19 protein-coding genes and 4 pseudogenes are annotated in these 22927 nt (G+C 55.2%); 19 read left to right on the top strand and 4 right to left on the bottom strand.

All coding sequences use genetic code 11. The annotated features are described in order from the left end of the window. Positions 1 to 173: 173 nt before the first annotated feature. From HLB35_RS11345 to nqrM, 8 genes and pseudogenes are all read left to right on the top strand, one after another. Complete coding sequence (locus HLB35_RS11345) at positions 174 to 1631, top strand: glyceraldehyde-3-phosphate dehydrogenase (protein WP_171702658.1); 1458 nt, start codon at positions 174 to 176, stop codon at positions 1629 to 1631. A gap of 301 nt (positions 1632 to 1932) precedes the next feature. After that, a pseudogene (locus HLB35_RS11340) lies at positions 1933 to 3281 on the top strand (Na(+)-translocating NADH-quinone reductase subunit A). Beyond that, positions 3281 to 4507, top strand: coding sequence for an NADH:ubiquinone reductase (Na(+)-transporting) subunit B (locus tag HLB35_RS11335; protein WP_171702657.1), 1227 nt, complete (start codon positions 3281 to 3283; stop codon positions 4505 to 4507). The pseudogene HLB35_RS11340 and the gene HLB35_RS11335 overlap by 1 nt, the downstream one beginning before the upstream one ends. After that, a complete protein-coding gene (locus HLB35_RS11330) occupies positions 4507 to 5325 on the top strand; it encodes a Na(+)-translocating NADH-quinone reductase subunit C (RefSeq protein WP_171702656.1) in 819 nt (272 codons plus the stop codon). The genes HLB35_RS11335 and HLB35_RS11330 overlap by 1 nt, the downstream gene beginning before the upstream one ends. 3 nt (positions 5326 to 5328) lie before the next feature. Next, positions 5329 to 5997: an NADH:ubiquinone reductase (Na(+)-transporting) subunit D gene (locus HLB35_RS11325; RefSeq protein ID WP_171702655.1), complete on the top strand. Its 669-nt coding sequence runs from the start codon at positions 5329 to 5331 to the stop codon at positions 5995 to 5997. Position 5998: 1 nt separating this feature from the next. Then, positions 5999 to 6616 (top strand): NADH:ubiquinone reductase (Na(+)-transporting) subunit E, encoded by a 618-nt coding sequence (nqrE, locus tag HLB35_RS11320; RefSeq protein ID WP_171702654.1) that lies wholly within the window; start codon positions 5999 to 6001, stop codon positions 6614 to 6616. 74 nt (positions 6617 to 6690) lie between these two features. Next, complete coding sequence (nqrF, locus tag HLB35_RS11315; protein WP_171702653.1) at positions 6691 to 7923, top strand: NADH:ubiquinone reductase (Na(+)-transporting) subunit F; 1233 nt, start codon at positions 6691 to 6693, stop codon at positions 7921 to 7923. A gap of 186 nt (positions 7924 to 8109) precedes the next feature. Then, on the top strand, positions 8110 to 8370 hold the full coding sequence (nqrM, locus tag HLB35_RS11310) for a (Na+)-NQR maturation NqrM (protein WP_171702652.1): 261 nt from the start codon (positions 8110 to 8112) through the stop codon (positions 8368 to 8370). An 11-nt stretch (positions 8371 to 8381) separates the two neighbouring features. On the opposite strand, the pseudogene holA reads toward nqrM, so the two are convergent. The 3 genes and pseudogenes from holA to leuS form a co-directional block, all read right to left on the bottom strand. After that, positions 8382 to 9439: pseudogene (gene holA / locus HLB35_RS11305) on the bottom strand (DNA polymerase III subunit delta). Next, entirely contained in the window at positions 9436 to 9939 is a 504-nt protein-coding gene (locus HLB35_RS11300; RefSeq protein WP_171702651.1) for an LPS-assembly lipoprotein LptE, read from the bottom strand. The pseudogene holA and the gene HLB35_RS11300 overlap by 4 nt, the downstream one beginning before the upstream one ends. Then, positions 9936 to 12520, bottom strand: a pseudogene (gene leuS, locus HLB35_RS11295) (leucine--tRNA ligase). Before leuS ends, HLB35_RS11300 begins: the two are co-directional and overlap by 4 nt. Positions 12521 to 12673: 153 nt before the next feature. On the opposite strand from leuS, the gene HLB35_RS11290 reads away from it, so the two are divergent. The 4 genes from HLB35_RS11290 (at position 12674) to HLB35_RS11280 (ending at position 14135) form a co-directional block, all read left to right on the top strand. After that, the gene (locus tag HLB35_RS11290) at positions 12674 to 13183 is read left to right on the top strand and encodes a zinc ribbon-containing protein (RefSeq protein ID WP_171702650.1); all 510 of its coding nucleotides are present in this window, start codon (positions 12674 to 12676) and stop codon (positions 13181 to 13183) included. Positions 13184 to 13389: 206 nt separating this feature from the next. Beyond that, positions 13390 to 13584, top strand: coding sequence for a hypothetical protein (locus tag HLB35_RS16520; RefSeq protein WP_216601498.1), 195 nt, complete (start codon positions 13390 to 13392; stop codon positions 13582 to 13584). Between the two features lie 10 nt (positions 13585 to 13594). After that, the gene (locus HLB35_RS18925; protein ID WP_422822452.1) at positions 13595 to 13783 is read left to right on the top strand and encodes a guanyl-specific ribonuclease; all 189 of its coding nucleotides are present in this window, start codon (positions 13595 to 13597) and stop codon (positions 13781 to 13783) included. Between the two features lie 37 nt (positions 13784 to 13820). Next, complete coding sequence (locus tag HLB35_RS11280; RefSeq protein WP_171702649.1) at positions 13821 to 14135, top strand: barstar family protein; 315 nt, start codon at positions 13821 to 13823, stop codon at positions 14133 to 14135. 18 nt (positions 14136 to 14153) lie between these two features. On the opposite strand, the gene HLB35_RS11275 is transcribed toward HLB35_RS11280, so the two are convergent. Next, complete coding sequence (locus HLB35_RS11275) at positions 14154 to 15473, bottom strand: hypothetical protein (RefSeq protein ID WP_171702648.1); 1320 nt, start codon at positions 15471 to 15473, stop codon at positions 14154 to 14156. Between the two features lie 440 nt (positions 15474 to 15913). Here HLB35_RS11275 and HLB35_RS11270 point away from each other — a divergent pair, with 440 nt between their 5' ends. From HLB35_RS11270 to HLB35_RS11235, 7 genes and pseudogenes are all read left to right on the top strand, one after another. Then, positions 15914 to 16576: a SatD family protein gene (locus HLB35_RS11270; RefSeq protein ID WP_171702647.1), complete on the top strand. Its 663-nt coding sequence runs from the start codon at positions 15914 to 15916 to the stop codon at positions 16574 to 16576. Positions 16577 to 16771: 195 nt separating this feature from the next. After that, positions 16772 to 16990 (top strand): hypothetical protein, encoded by a 219-nt coding sequence (locus tag HLB35_RS11265; protein WP_171702646.1) that lies wholly within the window; start codon positions 16772 to 16774, stop codon positions 16988 to 16990. Between the two features lie 306 nt (positions 16991 to 17296). After that, positions 17297 to 18607, top strand: coding sequence for a TolC family protein (locus HLB35_RS11260; protein WP_171702645.1), 1311 nt, complete (start codon positions 17297 to 17299; stop codon positions 18605 to 18607). Then, positions 18604 to 19374, top strand: a complete 771-nt coding sequence (locus tag HLB35_RS11255; RefSeq protein ID WP_171702644.1) for an efflux RND transporter periplasmic adaptor subunit — start codon at positions 18604 to 18606, stop codon at positions 19372 to 19374. The genes HLB35_RS11260 and HLB35_RS11255 overlap by 4 nt, the downstream gene beginning before the upstream one ends. A gap of 2 nt (positions 19375 to 19376) precedes the next feature. Continuing rightward, positions 19377 to 19730, top strand: coding sequence for an efflux RND transporter periplasmic adaptor subunit (locus HLB35_RS11250; protein WP_171702643.1), 354 nt, complete (start codon positions 19377 to 19379; stop codon positions 19728 to 19730). After that, positions 19717 to 21767 (top strand): annotated as a pseudogene (locus HLB35_RS18920) (efflux RND transporter permease subunit). Before HLB35_RS11250 ends, HLB35_RS18920 begins: the two are co-directional and overlap by 14 nt. Continuing rightward, on the top strand, positions 21713 to 22900 hold the full coding sequence (locus HLB35_RS11235) for an efflux RND transporter permease subunit (RefSeq protein ID WP_171702640.1): 1188 nt from the start codon (positions 21713 to 21715) through the stop codon (positions 22898 to 22900). The pseudogene HLB35_RS18920 and the gene HLB35_RS11235 overlap by 55 nt, the downstream one beginning before the upstream one ends. Positions 22901 to 22927: the final 27 nt, after the last annotated feature.

The raw sequence follows: 22927 nt of genomic DNA, 5'->3' as shown, positions 1-22927 counted from the left end.
ATGATACACGACCATGGCGACTGGCGGCTTGAGCTCAAGCGTTTTTGTAGTCAAAAACGCGTTTGTGTAATCTCCTTACACGTAGTGCGACTATCCAGTGATTGCAGCCCTTATTCCAGGTCGGGATAATAGTAACGTCAGTACCCTACTATTTCACTATGAAGAGGTTGCCCGTGAGTCAGCAAACGCTCGATAACATATTCCAGGAATGGCAAAGCAATGAAGCGCTCGCCGAGCAGATGATCCCCCTCGTCGGCCGTCTCTATCGCCAGAATAACGTTGTCGCTACCATGTTCGGGCGTTCGCTGATCAAGCGCTCTGTCATTCGCATCCTGAAAGACCATCGCTTTGTGCGCAAGATTGAAGGCACTGAGCTGTCCGTTCAGGACACCTTTCCGATTGTCAAAGCCATGTGCGACCTTAATCTTGGGCCTGCTCATGTCGATATTGGCAAGCTGGGTGTGATGTTGAAAAAGCAGGGTGGTGGCGACGTTGAGGCCTTCCTGCGCAAAGAGCTGCATGAAATTGTCGATGGTTATCAGCCTGGTGCCAGCATTGGCGAACCTAAAGATGTTGTTCTGTATGGCTTTGGCCGGATCGGCCGCCTGCTGGCGCGCATCCTGGTCGAGAAAGCCGGTGGCGGTAACCTACTGCGTTTGCGTGCTATCGTCGTACGCGGTCGCGGTGACGTCGCCAAGGATCTTGAAAAGCGCGCCAGCCTGCTGCGTCGTGATTCCGTCCATGGCCCGTTTGAGGGTACGATCAGCATTGATGTGGAAGCGCGTACGCTGACAGTGAACGGGAATGTCGTCCAGGTTATCTACGCCGACTCGCCAGACGAGATTGATTACACCCATTACGCTATCGACAATGCCGTGGTCGTCGACAATACCGGGATCTGGCGTGATGAGGCCGGCCTTGGCCAGCATCTGACATGCAAAGGCGTTTCAAAGGCACTGTTGACGGCGCCGGGCAAAGGCTCAATCAAGAATATTGTTTATGGCATCAATCATGATGCTGTTACGGAAGACGACAAGATTCTCTCTGCTGCGTCCTGCACCACTAATGCTATCGTGCCCGTTCTCAAGGCATTGAACGACCAGTACGGCGTGGTCACCGGTCATGTGGAAACCGTGCATGCTTATACCAACGACCAGAACCTTATCGACAACTACCATAAAGGTGACCGCCGTGGCCGCAGCGCAGCACTAAACATGGTATTGACTGAAACCGGTGCGGCGAAAGCCGTGGCCAAGGCGCTGCCTGAGCTTGAAGGCAAGTTGACGGGTAACGCTATTCGCGTGCCGACGCCTAATGTTTCAATGGCGATTCTCAACCTCACCCTGGAGAAGGGTACCGACGCAGAAGCATTAAATGACTATCTGCGCGATGTTTCCATCAATTCTTCCTACCAGAAGCAGATTGATTTTGTTGATTCGCCTGAGGTGGTGTCATCTGATTTCGTCGGTAATCGTCATGCCGGCATTGTTGATGCCAAGGCGACGATTGCCAACGATAATCATGCTGTCGTCTACGTCTGGTATGACAATGAGTTTGGCTACAGCTGTCAGGTCGTGCGTATCCTACAGCAAATGTCCAACGTCACCTTTCTAAAGCTGCCACATGCCTGATTTCACGGCATGATCAGGTCATTACAACGCCACCTACGGGTGGCGTTGCTGTTTCTGGGGATTAATCCAGAAAAGCTATGCCCGTTTCGTCTATGACAATTTTAGTCTATAGCACTTTTGGTGAGCGTCAGGGATGTGGTCATTGGACGCGGTTATCTTTATAATGAGGTAGATTTTTGGGGTGGTTTGGGCTTGTTTCAAGCTCCAAGCCGGACTGGTAACAATCTGAGAAACTAATAAGAATTCGAATCCATTCGAACCCCTTATCTTCGTTTATCCGATCCATCAACTGGGCGAGACTATGATCGAAGTCAAGAAAGGCCTGGATCTCCCCATCACGGGAGCGCCCGAGCAACGCATTGAAGATGCCAAGCCCGTGCGTCACGTGGCAATCCTGGGCACTGACTATGTCGGTATGAAACCGACTATGGAAGTCAAGGAAGGGGATAAGGTCAAACTGGGCCAATTGCTCTTCACCGATAAGAAAATTGCGGGTGTGCGCTTTACAGCACCTGCAGCGGGTGAAGTCGTTGCCATTAACCGTGGCGAAAAGCGTCGTTTACTGTCTGTAGTGATCAAGGCCGATGAGGCTGAAGAGGCGGTGTCATTTGCTTCTCATGATCGCGCAAACCTTGAAAGCCTTGAACGACAGAGCGTTGTTGACCAACTGGTTGAATCGGGGATGTGGACGGCGTTACGTACGCGCCCGTTTTCCCGTACACCGGAAGTCGATAGTGCGCCTGCTGATATCTTTGTCACTGCCATTGATACCCATCCTTTGAGTCCTGAGCCTGCTTTGATCATCAATGAGCAGCCCCAGGCGTTTGAGGATGGCCTGAAAGTGTTGGCACGGCTGACCGAAGGTAAGGTTTACCTATGCACTGGCTCGGACAGCAGTATTCCTGGCGGCAACATCAACGGTGTTCAGGCGCAGACCTTCTCGGGCCCGCATCCTGCTGGCTTGGTGGGAACACATATCCACCATCTGTCACCAGTTGCACTGCACAAAAAAGTCTGGCATATCGGCTACCAGGATGTGATTGCCTTTGGCAAGCTGTTCACTGAAGGCAAGGTTGATACACAGCGTATTATTGCCATTGGGGGCCACGCGCCGAGAAACCGCGTCTTGTGCGTACTCGTATTGGCGCCAGCACTGAGGAACTCTTGCAGGGCGAAGTGATCCAACCGGACGATACTCGTGTGATTTCTGGTTCTGTTTTCTCTGGTGCGACGGCAGAGGGTAACGTGAACTTCCTGGGGCGCTTCCATCAGCAGATCAGTCTGTTGGAAGAAGGAAATAAACGTGCTTTCATGGGCTGGCTATCGCCAGGTGTTAACAAGCACTCGGTATTAGGAATCTATATTTCTAAAATCAAGGGGCTCAGCAACTATGCGCCGACGACATCCACCAATGGTTCGGAAAGAGCCATGGTGCCGGTCGGAGCTTATGAGAAGATCATGCCGTTAGACGTCATGCCAACTCAGCTGTTGCGTTCACTGATCGTGGGTGACATTGAAGTTGCCATGCAACTGGGGTGTCTGGAGCTAGATGAAGAGGATTTGGCATTATGTACCTATGTTTGCCCAGGCAAATATGAGTATGGCCCCATCCTGCGTGATAATCTCACCATGATCGAGAAAGAGGCCTGATGATGGGTATTAGACAAACACTCGACAACCTCGAACCCAACTTCCACAAAGGCGGTAAGTTCGAAAAGTTCTACCCCCTTTATGAAGCGGTCGATACGATTTTCTATTCGCCACCCAGCGTGGCTAAGACCACTGCCCACGTGCGTGACGGTATAGACCTTAAGCGCATCATGATCACGGTATGGATGTGTACCTTCCCTGCCATGTTCTTTGGTATGTGGAACGCTGGTTGGCAGGCCAATACTGCGATTGACGCGGGCTATGCCTCCATGGCGGGCTGGCGCGAAGCTATCATGATGACCCTAGCAGGCGGGCATGATCCGAGCAGCCTGTGGGCCAACTTTGTGTTGGGCGCTACTTACTTCCTGCCGATCTACCTAGTCACCTTCGTGGTGGGTGGTTTCTGGGAAGTACTGTTTGCCATTAAGCGTGGCCATGAAGTCAACGAAGGCTTCTTCGTAACTTCAGTTCTGTTTGCGCTGATTTTGCCTGCTACTATCCCGCTTTGGCAGGTGGCGCTGGGTATTACCTTTGGTATTGTCATCGGTAAGGAAATCTTCGGGGGTACAGGAAAGAACTTCCTCAACCCCGCTTTGACCGGTCGTGCTTTCCTGTATTTTGCCTACCCAGCACAGATTTCAGGTGATGCTGTCTGGGTCGCGGCAGATGGTTATACCGGTGCTACCGCACTATCGATGGCTTTCCAAGACGGTATGTCTGCTCTTACTTCCACCTTCAGCTGGTGGGATGCCTTCCTGGGCTTCGTTCCCGGCTCAGTGGGTGAAGTGTCAACGCTGGCTATCTTTATCGGCGCAGCAGTTCTGCTCTGGACGCGTATCGCGTCCTGGAGAATCATGCTGGGTGTCTTCCTTGGCATGGTGATCACCAGTACCCTGTTCAACCTGATCGGCTCAGAATCCAATCCCATGTTTGCCATGCCTTGGTACTGGCATTTGGTGATTGGTGGTTTTGCCTTCGGTATGGTGTTCATGGCGACAGATCCAGTATCTTCTTCCATGACCAATCAGGGGCGTCTGGTATTCGGTGCGCTGATTGGTGTGATGACCGTTTTGATCCGCGTTGTTAACCCGGCCTTCCCGGAAGGCATCATGTTGGCGATTCTGTTTGCTAACCTGTTTGCACCGCTGATCGACCACTTCTTTGTCCAGGCTAACATCAAGCGTCGCCAGAAGCGCGTGGGTGCACCGGCCGAGGAGATTGCCTGATGGCTCAAGGTAATAATTCGATCAAAAAGATTTTAACTGTTGCATTTGCCCTGTGTGTCGTGTGTTCGATCATTGTATCGACAGCAGCCGTCGCACTGCGTCCAATGCAGCAGACGAATCAGGAACTTGATCGTAAATCCAATATTCTCAACGTTGCCAAGCTCTACGAGTCAGGCATGGATATTGAAGAGACTTTCCGCGACAAGATTACTGCTCGCGTGGTTGACCTGCGCTCGGGTGAATACACCGATCAGTTTGATCCGGATACCTTCAACCAGTTTGAAGCAGCACGTGATCCTGCAACAGGCCGTACACTTTCAGGTGATCAGGATATTGCTGGTCTGTCGCGAGTTGAAAACTTCGCTACCATCTACCTTGTCGGCGATGTCGACGACCCCGATCAGATTGTCCTGCCCATTCGTGGGCAGGGCCTGTGGGGCAGCATGATGGGCTTTTTGTCAGTAGAAGGTGATGGCAACACCATCGTCAGTATCACCTATTACGACCACAGTGAAACACCTGGCCTGGGGGCTGAAGTCAATAACCCCCGTTGGCAAGCGCAGTGGGAAGGCAAGAAGATCTATGAGGAAGAGGGTGATCTTTCGCCGGAAATCCACCTGACCAAGGGTGGCGCGAGCTCCGAGTACGAAGTTGATGCTCTGTCAGGCGCAACCCTGACCAGTAATGGCGTAACTGACATGCTGCAGTTCTGGATGAGCCCTGAAGGCTTTGGTGAGTACCTGGCGAAATTCCGCAGTGGAATCACCCAGGAAGAAGCTCAACAAGCCGATGTCGAACTCGAATCGGAAGGAGCCTAAAACATGGCAGACGCTACGCCTAAAAGTGTCCTGACGGCACCTATTTTCAAGAACAATCCCATTGCGCTGCAAATTCTGGGGATCTGTTCTGCGCTGGCCGTCACCACAAGCATGAGCGTTTCGTTGGTAATGACACTTGCTGTTATCTTCGTAACTGCTTTTTCTAACTTGTTTGTTTCACTGATCCGTAACCACATTCCTTCCTCTATTCGCATCATCGTTCAGATGACGATTATTGCATCGCTGGTTATCGTGGTAGATCAGATTCTGAAAGCCTATGCTTATGAAATGTCTAAGCAGCTGTCGGTATTCGTTGGCCTTATCATCACCAACTGTATCGTGATGGGCCGTGCAGAAGGTTTTGCCATGTCCAATACACCGGGCATGTCCTTCCTCGATGGTATCGGTAACGGCATTGGCTATGGCTTTGTTCTTATGGTCGTTGGTTTCTTCCGTGAACTCTTGGGGTCAGGCAGCGTATTTGGTATCACTATTCTGGAGACTGTCCAGAACGGTGGCTGGTACGTGCCTAACGGCATGATGCTGCTGCCGCCGTCAGCCTTCTTTATTATTGGGCTGTTGATATGGGTGCTGCGCGCAGTTAACCCGGAGCAGGTGGAATCCAATGAGTTCAAGATGAAAGAAAATACCCAGCCGAAGGAGGCCGTGTAACATGGAACATTATTTGAGCCTTTTCGTTGCCTCGGTATTTGTCGAGAATCTTGCGCTGGCATTCTTCCTGGGCATGTGTACCTTCCTGGCCGTTTCCAAAAAGGTGTCATCAGCTTTTGGTCTGGGCATAGCGGTCATCGTTGTACTGACGATTTCTGTTCCGGTTAATAACCTTGTCTTCGGCTTTTTGTTGGCAGAAGGTGCGCTATCTTGGACGGGAATCAGTGGTGCTGAAAACATTGATCTGTCCTTCCTGGGCCTGCTGAGCTACATCGGTGTTATTGCCGCCCTGGTACAGATTCTGGAAATGTTTCTGGATAAGTACGTGCCAGCGCTCTATAACGCTCTTGGCGTCTTCCTGCCGTTGATCACGGTTAACTGTGCAATTCTCGGTGGCGTTCTGTTCATGGTGGAACGTAACTATAATTTCGGTGAATCCGTCATTTATGGTTTTGGTTCTGGTGTTGGCTGGGCGCTGGCGATTACCGCACTGGCAGGTATTCGTGAAAAGCTGAAGTACAGCGATGTGCCTGCAGGCTTGCAGGGCCTGGGTATCACCTTTATCACTGTGGGCCTGATGTCACTCGGCTTTATGTCTTTCTCCGGCATTCAGCTTTGATGAGAGATGGTTTTTCCGGTAGCACCTTAAGGCGCTGCCGGTTCACTGAAAACCCTCAGCAATAGGAAACCGACATGGTTGATACAACTGTCATCTTGCTCGGTGTCGTCATGTTTACCATCATCGTCATCAGTTTGACGGCGATTATTCTGGCGGCCCGCAGTAAGCTAGTAAGTAGCGGGGATGTAACCATTGAAGTGAATGGTGATCCTGAACATACTCTGTCTACCCAAGCCGGTGGCAAGCTTCTGAACACGCTGGCAGCCAACGGCATCTTCCTTTCGTCTGCCTGCGGCGGCGGCGGCTCCTGCGCGCAGTGCAAATGTCGTGTAGAAGAAGGCGGCGGTTCTATTCTGCCGACCGAAGAATCTCACTTCACCATGCGTGAGAAAAAGGAAGGCTGGCGCCTTTCCTGTCAGGTGCCTGTCAAGCAGGACATGAAAGTCGAAGTGCCGGAAGAGGTCTTTGGCGTCAAGAAATGGGAAACCGAAGTCACCGCCAATCCCAACGTGGCGACCTTTATCAAGGAACTGAACCTGAAGCTGCCGGAAGGCGAGGAAGTTGCCTTCCGTGCCGGTGGCTATGTTCAGCTGGTCGCGCCGCCTTACGATATTAAATTCTCCGATTTCGACATCGAAGAAGAATATCGTGGCGACTGGGAAAAGTTTGGTCTGTTCGACATTTCCCACAAGAATGACGAAGAAATCATTCGTGCCTACTCGATGGCCAACTATCCAGATGAGAAAGGGCTGCTCAAGTTCAATATCCGGATCGCGACGCCGCCTCCTGGCACTAGCCATCCGCCTGGCCTGATGTCTACCTATGTGTTCAGCCTGAAGCCGGGCGACAAGGTAACCGTCATGGGGCCCTTTGGTGAGTTCTTCGCCAGAGACACCGATGCCGAAATGGTGTTTATCGGTGGTGGTGCGGGTATGGCGCCGATGCGTAGCCATATCTTCGACCAGCTCAAGCGTCTGAAATCAAGCCGCAAGATTTCGTTCTGGTACGGTGCGCGCTCCTGGCGTGAGACCTTCTATAACGAAGAGTATGACAAGCTGGCTGAAGAGTTCCCCAACTTTGAGTGGCATCTGGCGCTGTCCGACCCCCAGCCGGAAGATAACTGGGAAGGGCCGACCGGCTTTATCCACAATGTTCTGTATGAAAACTATCTGAAGGATCACCCAGCGCCTGAAGACTGTGAATACTACATGTGTGGGCCGCCGATGATGAACGCCTCCTGCATCAAGCTTCTGCTTGATCTGGGCGTGGAGCCTGAAAATATTCTGCTGGATGACTTTGGCGGATAATTTCTACTCTTACCGGTACAGCGGGGCTAGCCAATCGGCTGGCCCCGTTTTTGTATGGGGCCATGATTGGTCGAAAAGAGCACTATCAGCGTATAATACTGTCAGTTAGGCTAGGAGAATCGTGGAGCCACTGTTTATTGTTGTATTGGCCCCACGCACACTCACTGTTAAACGAGGTGTTCAACAATGGCAATCTGGTTACTGGTATTTGGTTTCATGCTGCTGGTAATGGGCGCTATGGCAGTCGGTGTCATTCTGGGCCGCAAGCCTATCGCAGGCTCATGTGGTGGACTGAACCAGATCGGGATGAAAAACGGCTGTGATATCTGCGGCGGCAAGGATGAGGTGTGCGAAGAGGAAAATCGCAAACGCCGTGGCGTTTCCGTACGTCGCACCAGCGATGAAAGCCGCGGTGCTGACCTTGGTTACGATGCAACGCGCCGTTGAGTGGTAGAGAACTAATGCAGCCGATAGGTCCAGGCAGATTCTGCCAGCAGGCCACGGCCACCGGCCAAGGTGAAGGCAAGATCATGCAATCCTGGCCAAAGTGGCACGGGTGACGCGCCTTTAACAGCCAGATCCAGGCGCTGGGCCATCAGCAGCAGTTTGTGCAGTCGCTTCATGGGTAAGCGCTGAATGGCCTGCTGGTAGGCTGGGCGGCGTTTATCAAAAATCATCGGCTTCTGTGCCTTGCAAGCATGTTCAAAGCTCTGCCCCTGATCAATGTGCTGATGAATAGACAGCAGGGTGCGCAGCTCGCGGCTCAGTGCCCAAAGCACAATTGGCGCTTCAATTCCCTCACTTCGCAAGCCGTGGACGATGCGTGAAACTCTGGACGGTTCACCTTTCAAGCAGGCATCAGCCAGATTAAAGACATCAAAACGTGAATTGTCTTCCACGCCCTGAGCAATAGTGTCGGCACTGATACGCGCGTTAGCGGAAGCATCAGGGCAAGCTTCTGCAATTCCTGATCAGCTGCCAGCAGGTTGCCTTCGGTACGTTCGCCCAATAAGCGGGCTGCGTCCATATCCAACTGTAAACCATGTAAGCCCGCGCGGTCGCGCAGCCAATAACCCAGGCGTGATGCATCGACCGGCCAGACGGGTACAAAAATGCCGTGTTTATCCAGCGCCTTGAACCAGGCGCTTTTTTGCTGCTTGGCATCCAGTTTGCCCATGCTGAGCAGCAGAACATCGTCGCTGCCGTCCATCTGTTCAGCATAATGCGCCAGCATCTTGCTGCCTTCCTGCCCCAGCTTCTGGTTGCCCAGGCGCACATCAATCAGCTTGCGCGAGGCGAATAGGGATAGGTTGCCAGCAATATCCAGCAGACGACCCCAGGCAAAATTAGGCTCAACGTCAATTACTTCTCTCTCTTCAACGCCAGCTTGCCGGGCAGCGGCGCGCACCGCATCGCAGGCATCACGGTGCTGGAGAGGTTCATCCCCAGAAACAATCACGACTTTGGGAAGGCGCTTTTCAAGGGCGGCTGGCAACTTGTCAGCAAAGACCTTCACTCGAACGCCTCCAAAGCACTGATGCGTTCCACGACACGCTGTGCCAGGCGCCTGGATAGCGTTAACCGCGTTTCCTCGATCAGGCTTTCACGGTTTAGCAGATCATCATCATTAAGACGCTGGCGGCTGATAACGCTGAGGGTCTGGTTGTTCAGTGCATAGCCGCCGCTTGACCGTTCCTGCACGGACACCTGGATTTCCAGGGTAAATTCATGCTCCTGGCTGCCGGAATCTTCACCGCCCAGGCGCCGCTGCTCAAGCGTCGGCGATGAGAGGGTCAGTCGCCAGGGCGCCTCTTCGTCAATACCATTACCAAGGTTGTTGAGCTCCACAGTCAGGTTGCGCGCCACCAGGCTACGGGTATCGCCATCTAAGGCTATCGGTGGAATATGGCGCTGTCGCTGAGTACCTCGCAGCTGAAAGCCACAGCCGCCCAACACGGCAGCCGAAGCTGCCATGCCTGTCATCAGGGTAAGGCGCAGAAAATGACGGCGCTTCATCCACTCACCACAATATTGACCAGTTTGCCGGGCACAACGATGACTTTACGCACCGTCTTGCCGTCGATATGCCGCTGGACATTGTCATCGGCCATGGCCAGCGCTTCCACTGTGGCCTTGTCAGCATCAGCATCGGCTTCAAGCCGAGCGCGCAGCTTGCCATTGACCTGCACCACCAGCTCAATGGTGTCACGGGTCAGGGCCTGTTCGTCCACCTGCGGCCAGCGAGCGTCAATCACAGGCTCGGCGTGACCCAACTGCTCCCAGAGGATATGGCTGACGTGGGGAACAATAGGGGCCAGCAGCAGAATGCTGGCTTCCACAGCTTCCCGGGCCACGGCCAAGCCTTGTGGGCTAGTATCTTCGAACTTGGCCAGGGTGTTGGAAAGCTCCATCACCGCAGCAATGGCCGTATTGAAGGTGATACGGCGGCCGATATCATCGCTGGCCTTCTTGATGGTTTCATGAGTCTTGCGCCGCATGGCCTTCTGATCATCGTTCAGGCGGGCAGTCTCCAAAGCAGGCGGCTGGCCAGCTCCCAGATGTTCATGCACTTGGCGCAACAGGCGCTTGATAAAGCGGTGCGCGCCTTCTACGCCAGATTCTGACCATTCCAGCGACTGCTCCGGCGGGGCGGCAAACATCATGAACAGGCGCACGGTGTCAGCGCCGAACTTATCAATCATCGACTGCGGGTCAACGCCGTTGTTCTTGGACTTGGACATCTTCTCGATGCCGCCCATCTCGACCGGCTGACCATCGCTGACCAGCAGGGCGCTGATCGGGCGGCCCTTGTCATCGCGATTGACCTCAACATCCGCTGGGTTGAACCATTGCTTACCGCCGTTGGAGGTCGTGCGGTAGTAGGTTTCAGCAATCACCATGCCCTGGGTGAGCAGGCGCTGGAAAGGCTCGCTGGCCTCGACCAGCCCGAAATCACGCATCAGCTTGGTGAAAAAGCGCGCATACAGCAGGTGGAGAATGGCGTGTTCGATGCCGCCCACATAGAGATCGACCGGCAACCAGTAGTTGACCCTGTCGTCGAGCATGGCTTCATGGTTATCCGCACAGCAGAAGCGCGCAAAATACCAGGAAGATTCCATAAAGGTGTCAAAGGTATCGGTTTCGCGCAGCCAGCCATCGCCTAGCTCGGAGAACTCAGGCATTTTCTTCAACGGCGAGCCGGAGGCATCGACGGTGACTTCCATCGGCAGCTCGACCGGTAATTCCTCGTCGGTGAGCGGTACAGTTTCACCGGCGGGGCCGTACTTCACCGGAATCGGCGCGCCCCAGTAGCGCTGGCGGGCAACACCCCAGTCGCGCAGGCGATAGTTGGTCTTGACCTCGCCACGGCCCATTTCGGCCAGTTTGGTGGCAATGGCCTCGAAGGCGGCTTCAAATGTCAGGCCATCAAATTCGCCCGAGTTAATCAGCGTACCGTAGTCAGTGTAGGCCCCTTCAGAAAGGTCAGGGATGCTGCCATCTTCAGCGGCAATCACTGGGAGAATCTCGATGCCGTACTTGGTGGCAAACTCCCAATCGCGCTGATCATGAGCTGGCACGGCCATGACGGCGCCAGTGCCGAATTCCATCAGCACGAAGTTGGCTACATAGACGGGTACTTGCTTGCCATTAAGCGGATGAATGGCGACATGTCCGGTGGGCAGGCCTTTTTCTCACGCTTGGCCATTTCGGCTTCAGAGGTACCGCCTTTGGCACACTCCTCGCGAAAGTTGGCAATCTCAGCGCTGGTTTCAGCCGCCTGTTTGGCCAGCGGGTGGTCGGCGGCCACCGCCATGTAGCTGACCCCCATCAGAGTATCCGGGCGGGTGGTGTAGACCGACATCGGCTCGGCGGGCTGACCCTCTGCGGTTTCGATATCAAAGCTCAGCTCGACGCCACGGGATTTACCAATCCAGTTGCGCTGCATGGTTTTGACCTGTTCCGGCCAGTCGATATGATCCAGATCCGCCAGCAGTTCATCGGCGTAATCGGTAATTTTCAAAAACCACAGGGGGATTTCCTTACGCTCGACAAGAGCGCCAGAGCGCCAGCCACGGCCTTCAATCACCTGCTCATTGGCCAGTACGGTCTGGTCGACCGGATCCCAGTTGACCGTCGACATCTTCTTGTATACCAGGCCTTTATCCACCAGCTTGGTGAAGAACCACTGTTCCCAGCGGTAATAGCTGGTGTCACAGGTGGCAAATTCGCGACCCCAGTCATAGGCGAACCCCAGCGCTTTCAGCTGGTTACGCATATAATCGATATTCTGGTAAGTCCATTTGGCGGGCGGCACCTGGTTCTGGATCGCCGCGTTCTCGGCGGGCATGCCAAACGCATCCCAACCCATCGGCTGCATGACATTTTTGCCCTGCATACGCTGAAAGCGCGAAACCACATCGCCGATGGTGTAGTTACGCACATGGCCCATATGCAGTTTGCCGCTGGGGTAGGGGAACATCGAGAGGCAGTAGAACTTCTCTTTTGAAGCATCCTCTACGGCTTTGAAGCACTGGTTCTTGTCCCAATACTGCTGTACCTGGTGTTCGAGTTCACGTGGGCTGTAATGTGCGTCCATCGGTTTATTCAATGCCTTGGCGTGGGCGCCCGTAAAAATCGGGCAGGGTGAATGATGAAAATCAATGTATGTTGTCGCATCTGATTGTATCCTATGCGAGAGGAACCTTGAACGGTAACCCAACATCCGCGCAACGTGAGTAAGGAGAGGTTTATGCAACAGCAACAAGACAAACGCCTGCGCGAAGGCTATGAACGCCTGCTGGAGCGACTGCAGGAAGGCGCCAACGAGCTGACCTGGGAAGCACTGCAGAAGGACCTTGATGACGCGGTTGAATTTGAAAGTGAGCTGGAAGAGTTCACCAAGGATGAACTGGCTCTGCTGCGCGCCTGGGTAGAGCGCGACCTGAAAGACATGCGCTTCTTCCTGGCGGACACTGGCAAGCAGGTCGCCCAGTGGCTGGATATTGATATCGATGCGCTATCGCGCCGGGTGGCGGAATCGCTGCTTTCGATTGCTGACCGCAGCGTGGTCGAGCGCGAACGCTTTGAAGATGATCTGGAAGCGGCCCGTGCCGACTACTGTGAAGGCGAGATGGCCGCCCCTGGCAAGATGGCCTGCGTACACTGTGATGCCGTCGTCACCCTGGAGGAAGTCGCCCGCCTTGAGCCTTGCCACCAGTGCGGCCACCGTTACTTCTACCGCCTGTCGCAAGCGTCCTAGACCTTTAACCAGGCGCCTAACAGGCTGATCATAACCACCACGCCGCTGCTCAGCGCAGCGGCATAGATCAGGTGGTTCTTCGTCATTGAGTGACACCCCACCCGAAAGCAGCCCGGTAATGACACAGTGTTGGTACAGCAATCATACCGACAGGCTTGTAATAATCTTGATGGGAATTGTGTTAAAAACACGCAAAGGAACCTGGAATGTTAAAATTCAAAAAGCTGTTAGTACCGTTAATCCTGGTGGTCGGTGCCTTCTTTCTGCAGGACGGTGCGCTTGACAGTTTTACGCAGTCATCTTCATCCGAGTCTTCGTCTACTTCTACGTCTCTATCCCAGCAAGAGCAGAATCTTCACCAGACGTTGAAGCTGATACAGCAGGGGGCCGTACCCTTATAGCCGAGATGGAATCACGTTTGAAAACCGCGAGGGTCGTCTGCCGCAAAAGCCTCGCGGTTATTATCGTGAATTTACCGTGGATACACCCGGGCTGAATCACCGTGGACCCAGGCGTGTGGTGACAGGTGGAAACCCTCCGGAAGTTTACTATTACACTGAGGATCATTATGGGTCCTTCACCAGGATTACACCGCCATGAGTGACCTGCTTGTTTCGGGGTTTATTCGGCTGACCAGATGACATCCATTCAGCCTGACATTACGGTTCAGCTGGATGATCAGGGCGAGATGAGCAAAAGCTCGGTGTTGAACGCATTATCAACGGCCTTTGATTTTCCCGATTACTTTGGCCATAACTGGGATGCTGCGTTTGACTGCTTGTGTGATGCCATGGATACATATGACCAACTGGATGTGCTGTTCAAGAGTTCATCCACTGCGGCACGCGATCAAGCGCCGCTTGCTGAACTTTTAAACATTCTGCAAGACGTGATCGACCAGCAACCTCAGGAAAAAACACTGCGGTTTTTCCTGGCGGGTATTACCCTTTGAACGGATGGCATAAGCGTCCTAGACGTTTAACCAAGCGCCCAACAGGCTGATCATGACCACCACGCCGCTGCTCAGCGCAGCGGCATAGATCAGGTTGTTCTTCATCATATGGTAGCCACTCACCCCGTAGCGGCCCTGCAATGACAGGTTGATGCCTGACAGAGGGCCAACGCTGGTGCCCACCGCCCAGGCAGACAGAGCCACAAAGGCAAACAGAGTCTGCTCAGCGCCTTCCAGGGGCAGCATTGAGGCCAGTACCGAGACGCCGATAATCGGATGCAAACCCAGCAGGGCGCTCAGGGAAATGGTCGCAAAGCTGATCAAGGCCTGAGGGATGCTGAACTCGGCAAACAGCGACCAGCTATCGCCGGTGGCTGCCTCCAGCAGCGTTGACAGCCCCAGGGTCAATAAACCCGCGGCCAGGAATAGCGAAATCTCTCCGCGCATGGCTGGCAAGCGGTTAAGGGTATGCTGGTTGACCCGCCGACGAGTCCATTTCAGGCCTTCTGGCAGGTTGCTGGCGATAGCCACCAGCGGCAGCAGAAAGGTAATAATGCTGACAATGGAAAGCGCTGGCGTCAGCACAAAATGAAACAGCATCACCAAAGCAGCCATGCCAACCGGCATCAGTAGGCTGCGCGGTGAAAGCGAAAAGCCGACGGTATCGCTCAAGTCAAAGCGCTGGCGCAGCTCCAGCGCCGTGAACAGTCCGGCCAGCATGGCCAGTGGAAAGCCTACCACCGCCACGGTCAGGTAGTTCATTTCCGGCACCAAGGCCATCACCACCCCCATGGAAGCAAAAAACGGCGACCACAGCGCCGCACTGGAAAGCCCCCGGTTCAGAGCCAGAAACTGTGGCGTACTCAGCGGATTATGGCGGGCCAGGCGGTCTCCGACCATGAAGACCGTTGAAAGGTTGAGAATCGTGCCAAGAAAATGCACCCCCAACCAGGTACGTAAAATCCCGCCTGCACCCGTCACTGATTGCCCTGGCACGCCCTTGCGGCCCTGCTGTTTACCAATCAGTGAGATAAAGCTCACCCCTACCAGCATGGCGACCACAAAGGTGTTGCCGGTTAGCATGCCAGGCCAATCAATGTCCGCACCGTACACAAAGCGCGCTATCAGCAGCATACCCAGGCCAAGGGCTATCAAGGCTGCTGCCTGCAGGCGTGAACGACGCGGAATATCTCGCCACAGCAGCACTACCCCAAGCCATAGCAAATAACTCACAGCTAGTATTGTGGAAACCCAGCCGGTAAAACCGACTATCTGTAACAGCAGTGCCAAAGCGATCAATATACCTGCCAACCGCTGCCTGATGGTTGTCTCTTGCATCTCATGCCCTTGATGGTTGAGTTAGCAGGCTAATATTGTTTGCGATGCTTTACCAGTCACCCGGCACAAGCTACCGGGTATTTACGTGACAGATAAAAGATTAGAGCGCTTTGCAAGGAGAGCGCGAGGCAGATAAAGTCAAAAATATAGTTTAGAAAGCGCTCAATCAGTATGGGTGAAGATTACCGGTTTTGCATTTCTGGCTGGTGCGTCCTGGCGATAGCGTGGCTGGGGAGTCTGCTATAAGTTTCCTATGCTCCCGAACGATTTGATCGCCAATCACAACGATACTGACATGCCTGTCAGGCAACAGACGGATGAAGATACGCTACGGCTATAAAATGTATGAATATACTCATATATTGTAATTATGAACAAAATAACTCATAATTTATATTTATGCACATTAACGTTCATTAAAATCATTAAGGTTCATGGCAATGCGGGCTACCGTTGTACTGTGCGATATCAGGGATTCTCGCAAGATATCAGATCGACAAGCGTTTGCCGCTCAGGTATCCCACTGTATGGATGCGCTTAATGAACAGTCGGATGATCTGATTGCAAAATTTGCCGTACAGGCCGGAATTGACGAATTCGCCGGTATTGTGACCAATCCAGCCAGTGGTCGAATCATGCAAAAACTCTGGTTTGGGCTTTATCCCCAAGCAGTCAGATGCTCGGTGGTGGTTGGTGATCTGGATATTCAGGCCATTGCCAATGATGTTGATCAGCCGCCAGCCGTGTACCACTTTGATGGTCCCGCTTTTCATCAGGCCGCAGATCAACTGGCCGGAATGCAACAGACCGGGCAACTGTTTTGTTATCATCACACTAGCCTGGAGACCTGGCAAAGCGAATTGATCAGCGCACTGGGTGATCAGCTGTATGCGCAGATGCTGGGCTGGACACGCCGCCAGCACGAGATCGTCCGTGAGTATATGCAGCGTGACTCACAATCGGCAGCGGCCAAGCATCTCGGCATCGACCAGTCGGCCATCAGTCACAGCCTGTCTGCCATGGACTACTCCCGCTTCAGAAGAAACCTTGGCCTTTGGCAGGCATGCTTCGATGAAATATGGGTACGACGAAAAGTGAACTAGTTCGAAAGTACAGATGGCCTGCCTCAGTATGAAGCATTTGAGTGAGATTATAAGCCGTGTCAGACAAATCCTCGGGAGACGCTTTTGTGTTGGGGAAAAAGGGTGCCCACAACCCCTGGTGTCTGCTAAATTAGTACCTGTAGATAGAAAGTATCTACAGGTATCTATATCAACGATAGCGACAGGAGGTAATTTATGGCTGAGTGGCGTAAGGTTGCGAAAGGCTTTGCCTTGGGTGACGGGCACGTTAGCACTAAAGAAGTGGACTTGCTGCGCGAGCTGATCCTGAAGGACGATCATGTAAGTCAGAGCGAACTGAATTTCCTGAAAGAAATCAAAGCTGAAGCGAAAACGTCAGTCCAGGTACTGGATGACTTGATCGCTGAATGTGAAGAGATGGTCAACGGCAAATAAAGGCCGTTAATAACCAAGGCGCGGCTGAGCATGCTTGCGTGCTGCGCCTATCGATACCGTTGCAAATGGCGTCATCGCCGCTAGTACGCAGATATACATCCCGTTCAGTTTGTCTTTCAATGGGCCTTTCCAATAGAGTCCTGTGCCGCCTACTTGCGTCGCAGCTTCTCACGAGTGTTGCCGTCTTCGGGTAATCACCCTATCACCGCTTTAGCAGTATTAAGCCTAATTCCGCACCTGAACCATAAAGTGTTAAGCTGATTTGTCTCATTCATTCAGCCATTGGTTGCAAGGTCAGGAGTTGGCTTGCTTAATCTAAGAGCACTCATTGCTGTTGTCTTTATGTTGCCAGGGGTAGCCAGCGCATTTTCGCTGGATGAAGCGCTGGCCACTGCCAAGCGTGAGGCGACCCAACTACAAACCCTGGAGGCAGAGGCTCAGGAAGCGGAAGCCGTCTATCAACAGTCTTCTCAGGCGTTTCTGCCTACTGTTACTACGGATGCGGCGTGGCTGCGGGCGGATTCCTCGTTGATTACCGGTGTACCGGTGCCGGTGCTGGGGATACCGCCGCGTATCGAGAGCACTGATTTCGGGCCGGTAGAAGGTACGATGGTGGGGCTTCAGCTCATCCAGCCTGTCTACAACGCCGATGCCCTGCAACAGCGTGAGGCAGCCCGTTTGAATGTCGATGCCCGCCAAGAGGCGCAACAATGGGGCCAGCAGGCCCTGCGTCTGGAAGTGGCGCGCCGCTACTTCAATATCCTGCGCTTACAGCAGCATGAAAGCGCTGCCCGCCTGTCTCACACGGCGGCTCAAAAGGCTGCCCGGCTGGCTGAGGCAAGCTATCAACAGGGAATGGCGGCGCGTCTGGACATCGAACAGGCCAATGCTCAGCGGGCGGCTGCCGAAGCTCGTGTTGCACAGGTGCAAAGTAACGCAATGGAAGCGGAATACCAGCTAAAGAATCTGCTGGGTATGGCACCACAGGAGCCGCTGCACGTGACAGACTCCATGCCGCGCCCCGATCCGCTGGTCATAAGGGACGATAGCTTGCCGCGCAGAGACCTGCAGGCCCGCAAACTGGCCGTTGATGCCGCAGAGGCCAGGGCCAGCGCCTCACAAGCCGAGTGGCTACCCCGGGTGAACCTGCTGGCCAGGCAGCAGTGGGTGCAAGGCAACCAGCCGCTGGAAGATCATGCCGATGGCTGGCTAGTGGCGGTCAATCTGCAATGGACGCTGTTTGATGGCTTTGGCCGTGAAGGGCGAATGGCCGAATCCCGAGCCCAGGCCCGGCAGGCAAAGGTTGAAATGGAGGATACCCGGCGGCGGATTCAGCAGGAACAGGCAGTGGCCACCCGCCAGTGGCAGGCGGCATACACCGCCTGGCAGGCCGCTGAAAACGCTGAAAAAGCCGCTGAAAGTGCCGCACGCCTGGCCATACGACGCTACGAAGAAGGCCTGGGGTCAATGACAGAGCTGCTTGCTGCCCAGGCGCGCCTGGATCAGCAGCAAGCCACCCTGATTGATGCCCGTTACAAGGCCCTGCTTGCCGGTATGAACTACCATTTGCAGAACGGCCGTGACCCCTTACTCGCGCTTGGTCAACCGTCACCATGAAGATGCTTGTTTCAATACCTCTGCTGGCAGCGATGCTGTTGCTTACCGGCTGTTTCAGCGATGCGCCTCCATCCAAGCAAACCGCCAGCGAAATTCCCGACGTCCAGATTGCCGAGGTTCAGGCCTGGCAGGGGGCGGTCAGCCAGAAGCTGCCCGGCGTGGTGCGCCCCGGCAAGCGTGCGGTCCTGGGCACCCGTTTTGCTGGCACCCTGCTGTCAGTCGAGGTCGAGCCGGGTGACAGGGTGACCACCGGCGACCTGCTGGCCAAGGTGGATGCCAGGGAAGTCAATGCCGCCATCGCGGCGACACGCACTAAAATCAGCGCCACTCAAGCTGGCGTGGAACAGGCCCGGCTGGAAAGCCAGCGGCTGGAGCGATTGTACGCCGAAGACCTGATAGCCCGTGTTCAAATGGAAAGGGCCCAGGTCAAGTATCAGGAACTGCAAGCCCAGCTCCAGGCCGCCGAATCCGAACTGGAGGCCCAGCAGGCAAACCTGAGCTATACCCGGTTAACCGCACCTTTCAACGGCAGGGTGACCGAAACGCCGGTGGATACTGGCAGCTTTGTCGGGCCTGGTCAGCCATTGGTGATCATGGAATCCCGGGATCAGTTACGCGTGGACGTTCCGGTGTCCAGTCAGGTGGCTTCGCGCCTTACGCCCGGTGAGCAGCTTTTCGTGGTTGTTGGGCCGCAGGGTAAAAGCCTGCCGGCCTCTCTGATCAGCGTGGTGCCAGCGCTGGGGAGGAGGCCACCGGCCAGCGCCTGAGGTTGAGCCTGGAAACCGCCGATGACCCGCTTGCGCCGGGTCAGGTCGTCTCTGTGCTGGTGCCGGACAGGGCGCAGCAGACGCAGGCCAGCGAGTGGGTGGGGCTACCCCAGGCGGCACTATTGCGCAGAGGCCAGCTGACCGGAACGCTGGTGGTCGAGCAGACCAGCAGTGGCTCTGTCGTGCGTCTTGAGTGGATAAAGCTGGCTAACCCACCAGCTAATGACAGTGAGCTGATTCCCGTGACCCAGGGCTTAACGGTGGGCGACAAGGTGGTATTGAACCCTTCTGTCAAACTTGAGGACGGGCAAACGGTCACGATCAAGCCATCAGGGCCGCAACATGCAGGAGAGTAAGCTGGGCCTGGCAGGGCGGATTGCCAATCGGCTGCTTGATTCGCCCATCGTGCCGCTTTTTGTGGTGGCCTGCTTGCTGCTAGGCGGCTATGCACTTTTGGTAACGCCCCGGGAAGACCGGCCGGATATTGATGTGCCCACTGCCACGATACTCATCCCTTGGCCGGGAGCTGGCGTTGAGCGCGTTGATAATCAGCTGGCGCGTAAAGCGGCCAGCTGGGTGCGGGAACTTCCCAATGTCAGTGATGTGCGCAGTAGCAGCTCAAGCCATGCGGCGCTTCTATCAGTAGAGTTTACTCCGGGTACGGCCAAGGAAAAGGCGTTCTCGCAGCTGAGTGAGCTGTTTGGCGCCCGTCGTGATGATCTGCCCACTAACGCCGGCCCGGCCACCATTGAGACCTATGGGACCTCGCGCCTGGTAGTGCTGACGGCCACCCTCAGCAGCAAGACCCTGGGCCCGGCCGGGTTGGAAGAGGTGGCAGCTGAACTGACGTCAGATGTCCTGCGTATTCCCGGCGTGCGCGATGTGGAACGTTTCGGCGGCGACCGCGCTGCGGTTGAAATCCTGCCGGACCCAAACCAATTGGCGGCCCGCAAGATCCCGCTGAACCAGTTGGCCGAGGCGGTAGCGGGTGCCAATCTGCAGGTGCCCACCGGCCGCCTGGAAAGCCCGCCGGTCACCAATCTTCAGGCAGGAATGAAGCTGGATCAGCTTGAGCAGCTGGGGCGCATCCCCGTCGGTAGCGATGGCGGAGGCCCGGTTTATCTGGACCAGGTGGCGGATATTCGCCATGGCCGAGTGGAAAACAATCAGGCCGTATTGCACTGGCAGGAAGGCCATTCAGCGCCTTTCCCGGCCGTGACGCTGGCAGTAACCACCCTGGAAGGCCGGAACGTTAGCAATGTGACACAGGCCGTCATCACGCGGCTGGAGCAGTTTCAGCACGAGGTCCTGCCGTCGGACGTCCACCTGGATATCATCCTGGATGCGGGGGAAGATGCCACGGCCAGGGTTTTCAGCGTGCTGTCGCAGTTATTAACCGGCACCCTGGTCGTCGTGGGGATTATCTGGCTGGGTCTCGGCTGGCGGGCCGCCGTGGTGATCGCCATCATGATGCCGTCTTCGCTGGCGATTGTGCCCTACCTGTACCATCACCTGGGGTTCACCCTGAACCCGGTATCGATTGCCGCCATGATTCTGGCCATCGGCATTCTCTCGGATGATGCCGTGGTCATACTCGAAAACGTCGCGAGGCATTTTCAGCGCGCGGGCGAAAAAGTCGTGAGCTTACTGTCAAGGCGGTCAATGAGGTGGGTAATCCGACCATACTGGCAGATCTGCTGGTGGTCGCGACTCTGTTGCCCACCGCCTATATTACAGGCGAAATGGGCCAGTATATTCGCGCCATTCCACTGGGCGCCTCGGCTGCCGTGCTGTTTTCCCTCTTGGTCGCCCTGACGATAACGCCTTATTTCGGCTATCGCCTGTTGAAAGTGAAGCAATCCGAAAGCGATGAGAAAGAAGAGCAGCAAAGCCACAAAGAGCGTGGAGAAGACAGCCCCTTTGTGGTGCGCTATCGCTGCCTGCTGGCGCCCTTTGTCCGCTCTGCCATATTGCGCTGGTTTTTCTATCTGGGCCTGGTGATCCTGTTGCTGTTAAGTCTTGCGTTGGTGGCAACACGCAGCGTGCAGATTGGCCTGACGCCCTTGCTGGACCGGAATCTGTTTGCGGTCAAGGTGGAACTGCCCGCTACGGCTACCCTGACCGAGTCGCTTGGCGTGGCCTCTGATCTGAACCGGCAGCTGCGTCAATTGCCGGAAGTCAGGGCGGTCACCCTGTATGCCGGCCTGACCCCGCCGATGATCTATCCGCCGGAAACGCTTACGGCCCCCACTGATAAAGCGCCCCGGGATCTGACCCTGCATGTAAGCCTGGTGCCTGACAGCAGCGTGACCGCCAGAGCTACCAGGTCAGCCGGGAGGTGGCTCAACAGCTTGGCGGCTGGCTGGCGCCTCACCAGGCCACTGGCCATATAGCACGGATTCCTTCCGGCCCCGCCAGTGACCGAGCCATTACCGCCGAGATCTACGGGCCAAGCCCGCAGGCGCGTCAGGCCGTGGCCGACGAGCTTGAGCAATGGCTAGGCGAGCAAGAAGGAGTGATCACCACCAGCCAGAGCCCCATGGCGGCCCTGCCGTCTCTGAACCTGAACGTTAACCCGCAGCAGGCAGCGACTTATGGGGTCATCCCGGCTGAGGTGACGCGCACCCTGTCGCTTGCCATTGCGGGCAAAACCCTCGGCGACTGGTCCGGCAGTCAATATGCCTGGGATTCAGTGCCCATTATCCTGCGCCTGGCCAAGCAGGACCGGGGTTCCGAACAGGCCATCCGTAGCCTTTATACCCTGAGCGCCAGCGGCCAGCCGGTGCCGCTGGAGTCGTTGCTGGATTTCAGCCACGACGATGGCGAACCTGCCAGGTATCGGCGCAATCTGATGCCGGTAACCACCGTCTTTGCTGATCTGGATCGTTCCGTGGCGCAGCCGCTGAGCGTGCAGCTTGAAGCGCTGGTGAGTGAACAATGGCCAGGCACGGAGATTCGCTGGCGCCAGCCGCCGGATGAAGCCGCCTCGCCTTTGCTCTACTGGTCGGGTGAATGGGAAATGACCCGAGGCGTCTACAGGGATCTGGCCGTTGCCGGGCTGGTGGTGATGGTGCTGATCTATGTCCTGCTGGCCGGCTGGTTTGGATCCTACACGCTACCTCTGTTGATCATGCTGCCCATTCCGCTGATCTTTATCGGGGTGATACCCGCCCATTGGCTATGGGGGATCAATATTGCCGGCACTGGGGTATTGGGAGTGATTGCCCTTGGCGGCATCGTGACCCGCAACGCTATTCTGCTGGTGGACTTTATTGAGCAGCGGCTTAACGAGGGGATGGCGCTGAAAGAGGCAGTAGTCCAGGCGGGTGCCCAGCGCACCCGCCCGATTTTACTGACTGCTGCGACGGTGATGTTCGGCAGCGGTGTGCTGATTTTTGAGCCAGCCTTGGAGCCGCTGGGCCTTACCCTAGCCAGCGGTGTGCTGGTATCCACTTTATTGACTCTGGTGCTGATTCCAATCCTCTATTACCACGCCTTTAGCCCCAGGGATGGCAAAGAGGTCTGAACATTGCCGAAAGTGGCGGCAACAGCT

This window comes from Vreelandella azerica (genome assembly GCF_013112225.1).
Classification (GTDB): domain Bacteria; phylum Pseudomonadota; class Gammaproteobacteria; order Pseudomonadales; family Halomonadaceae; genus Vreelandella; species Vreelandella azerica.
Note: the sequence above shows the minus strand (reverse complement) of the source record. Positions and strands in the feature narration are given on the sequence as shown.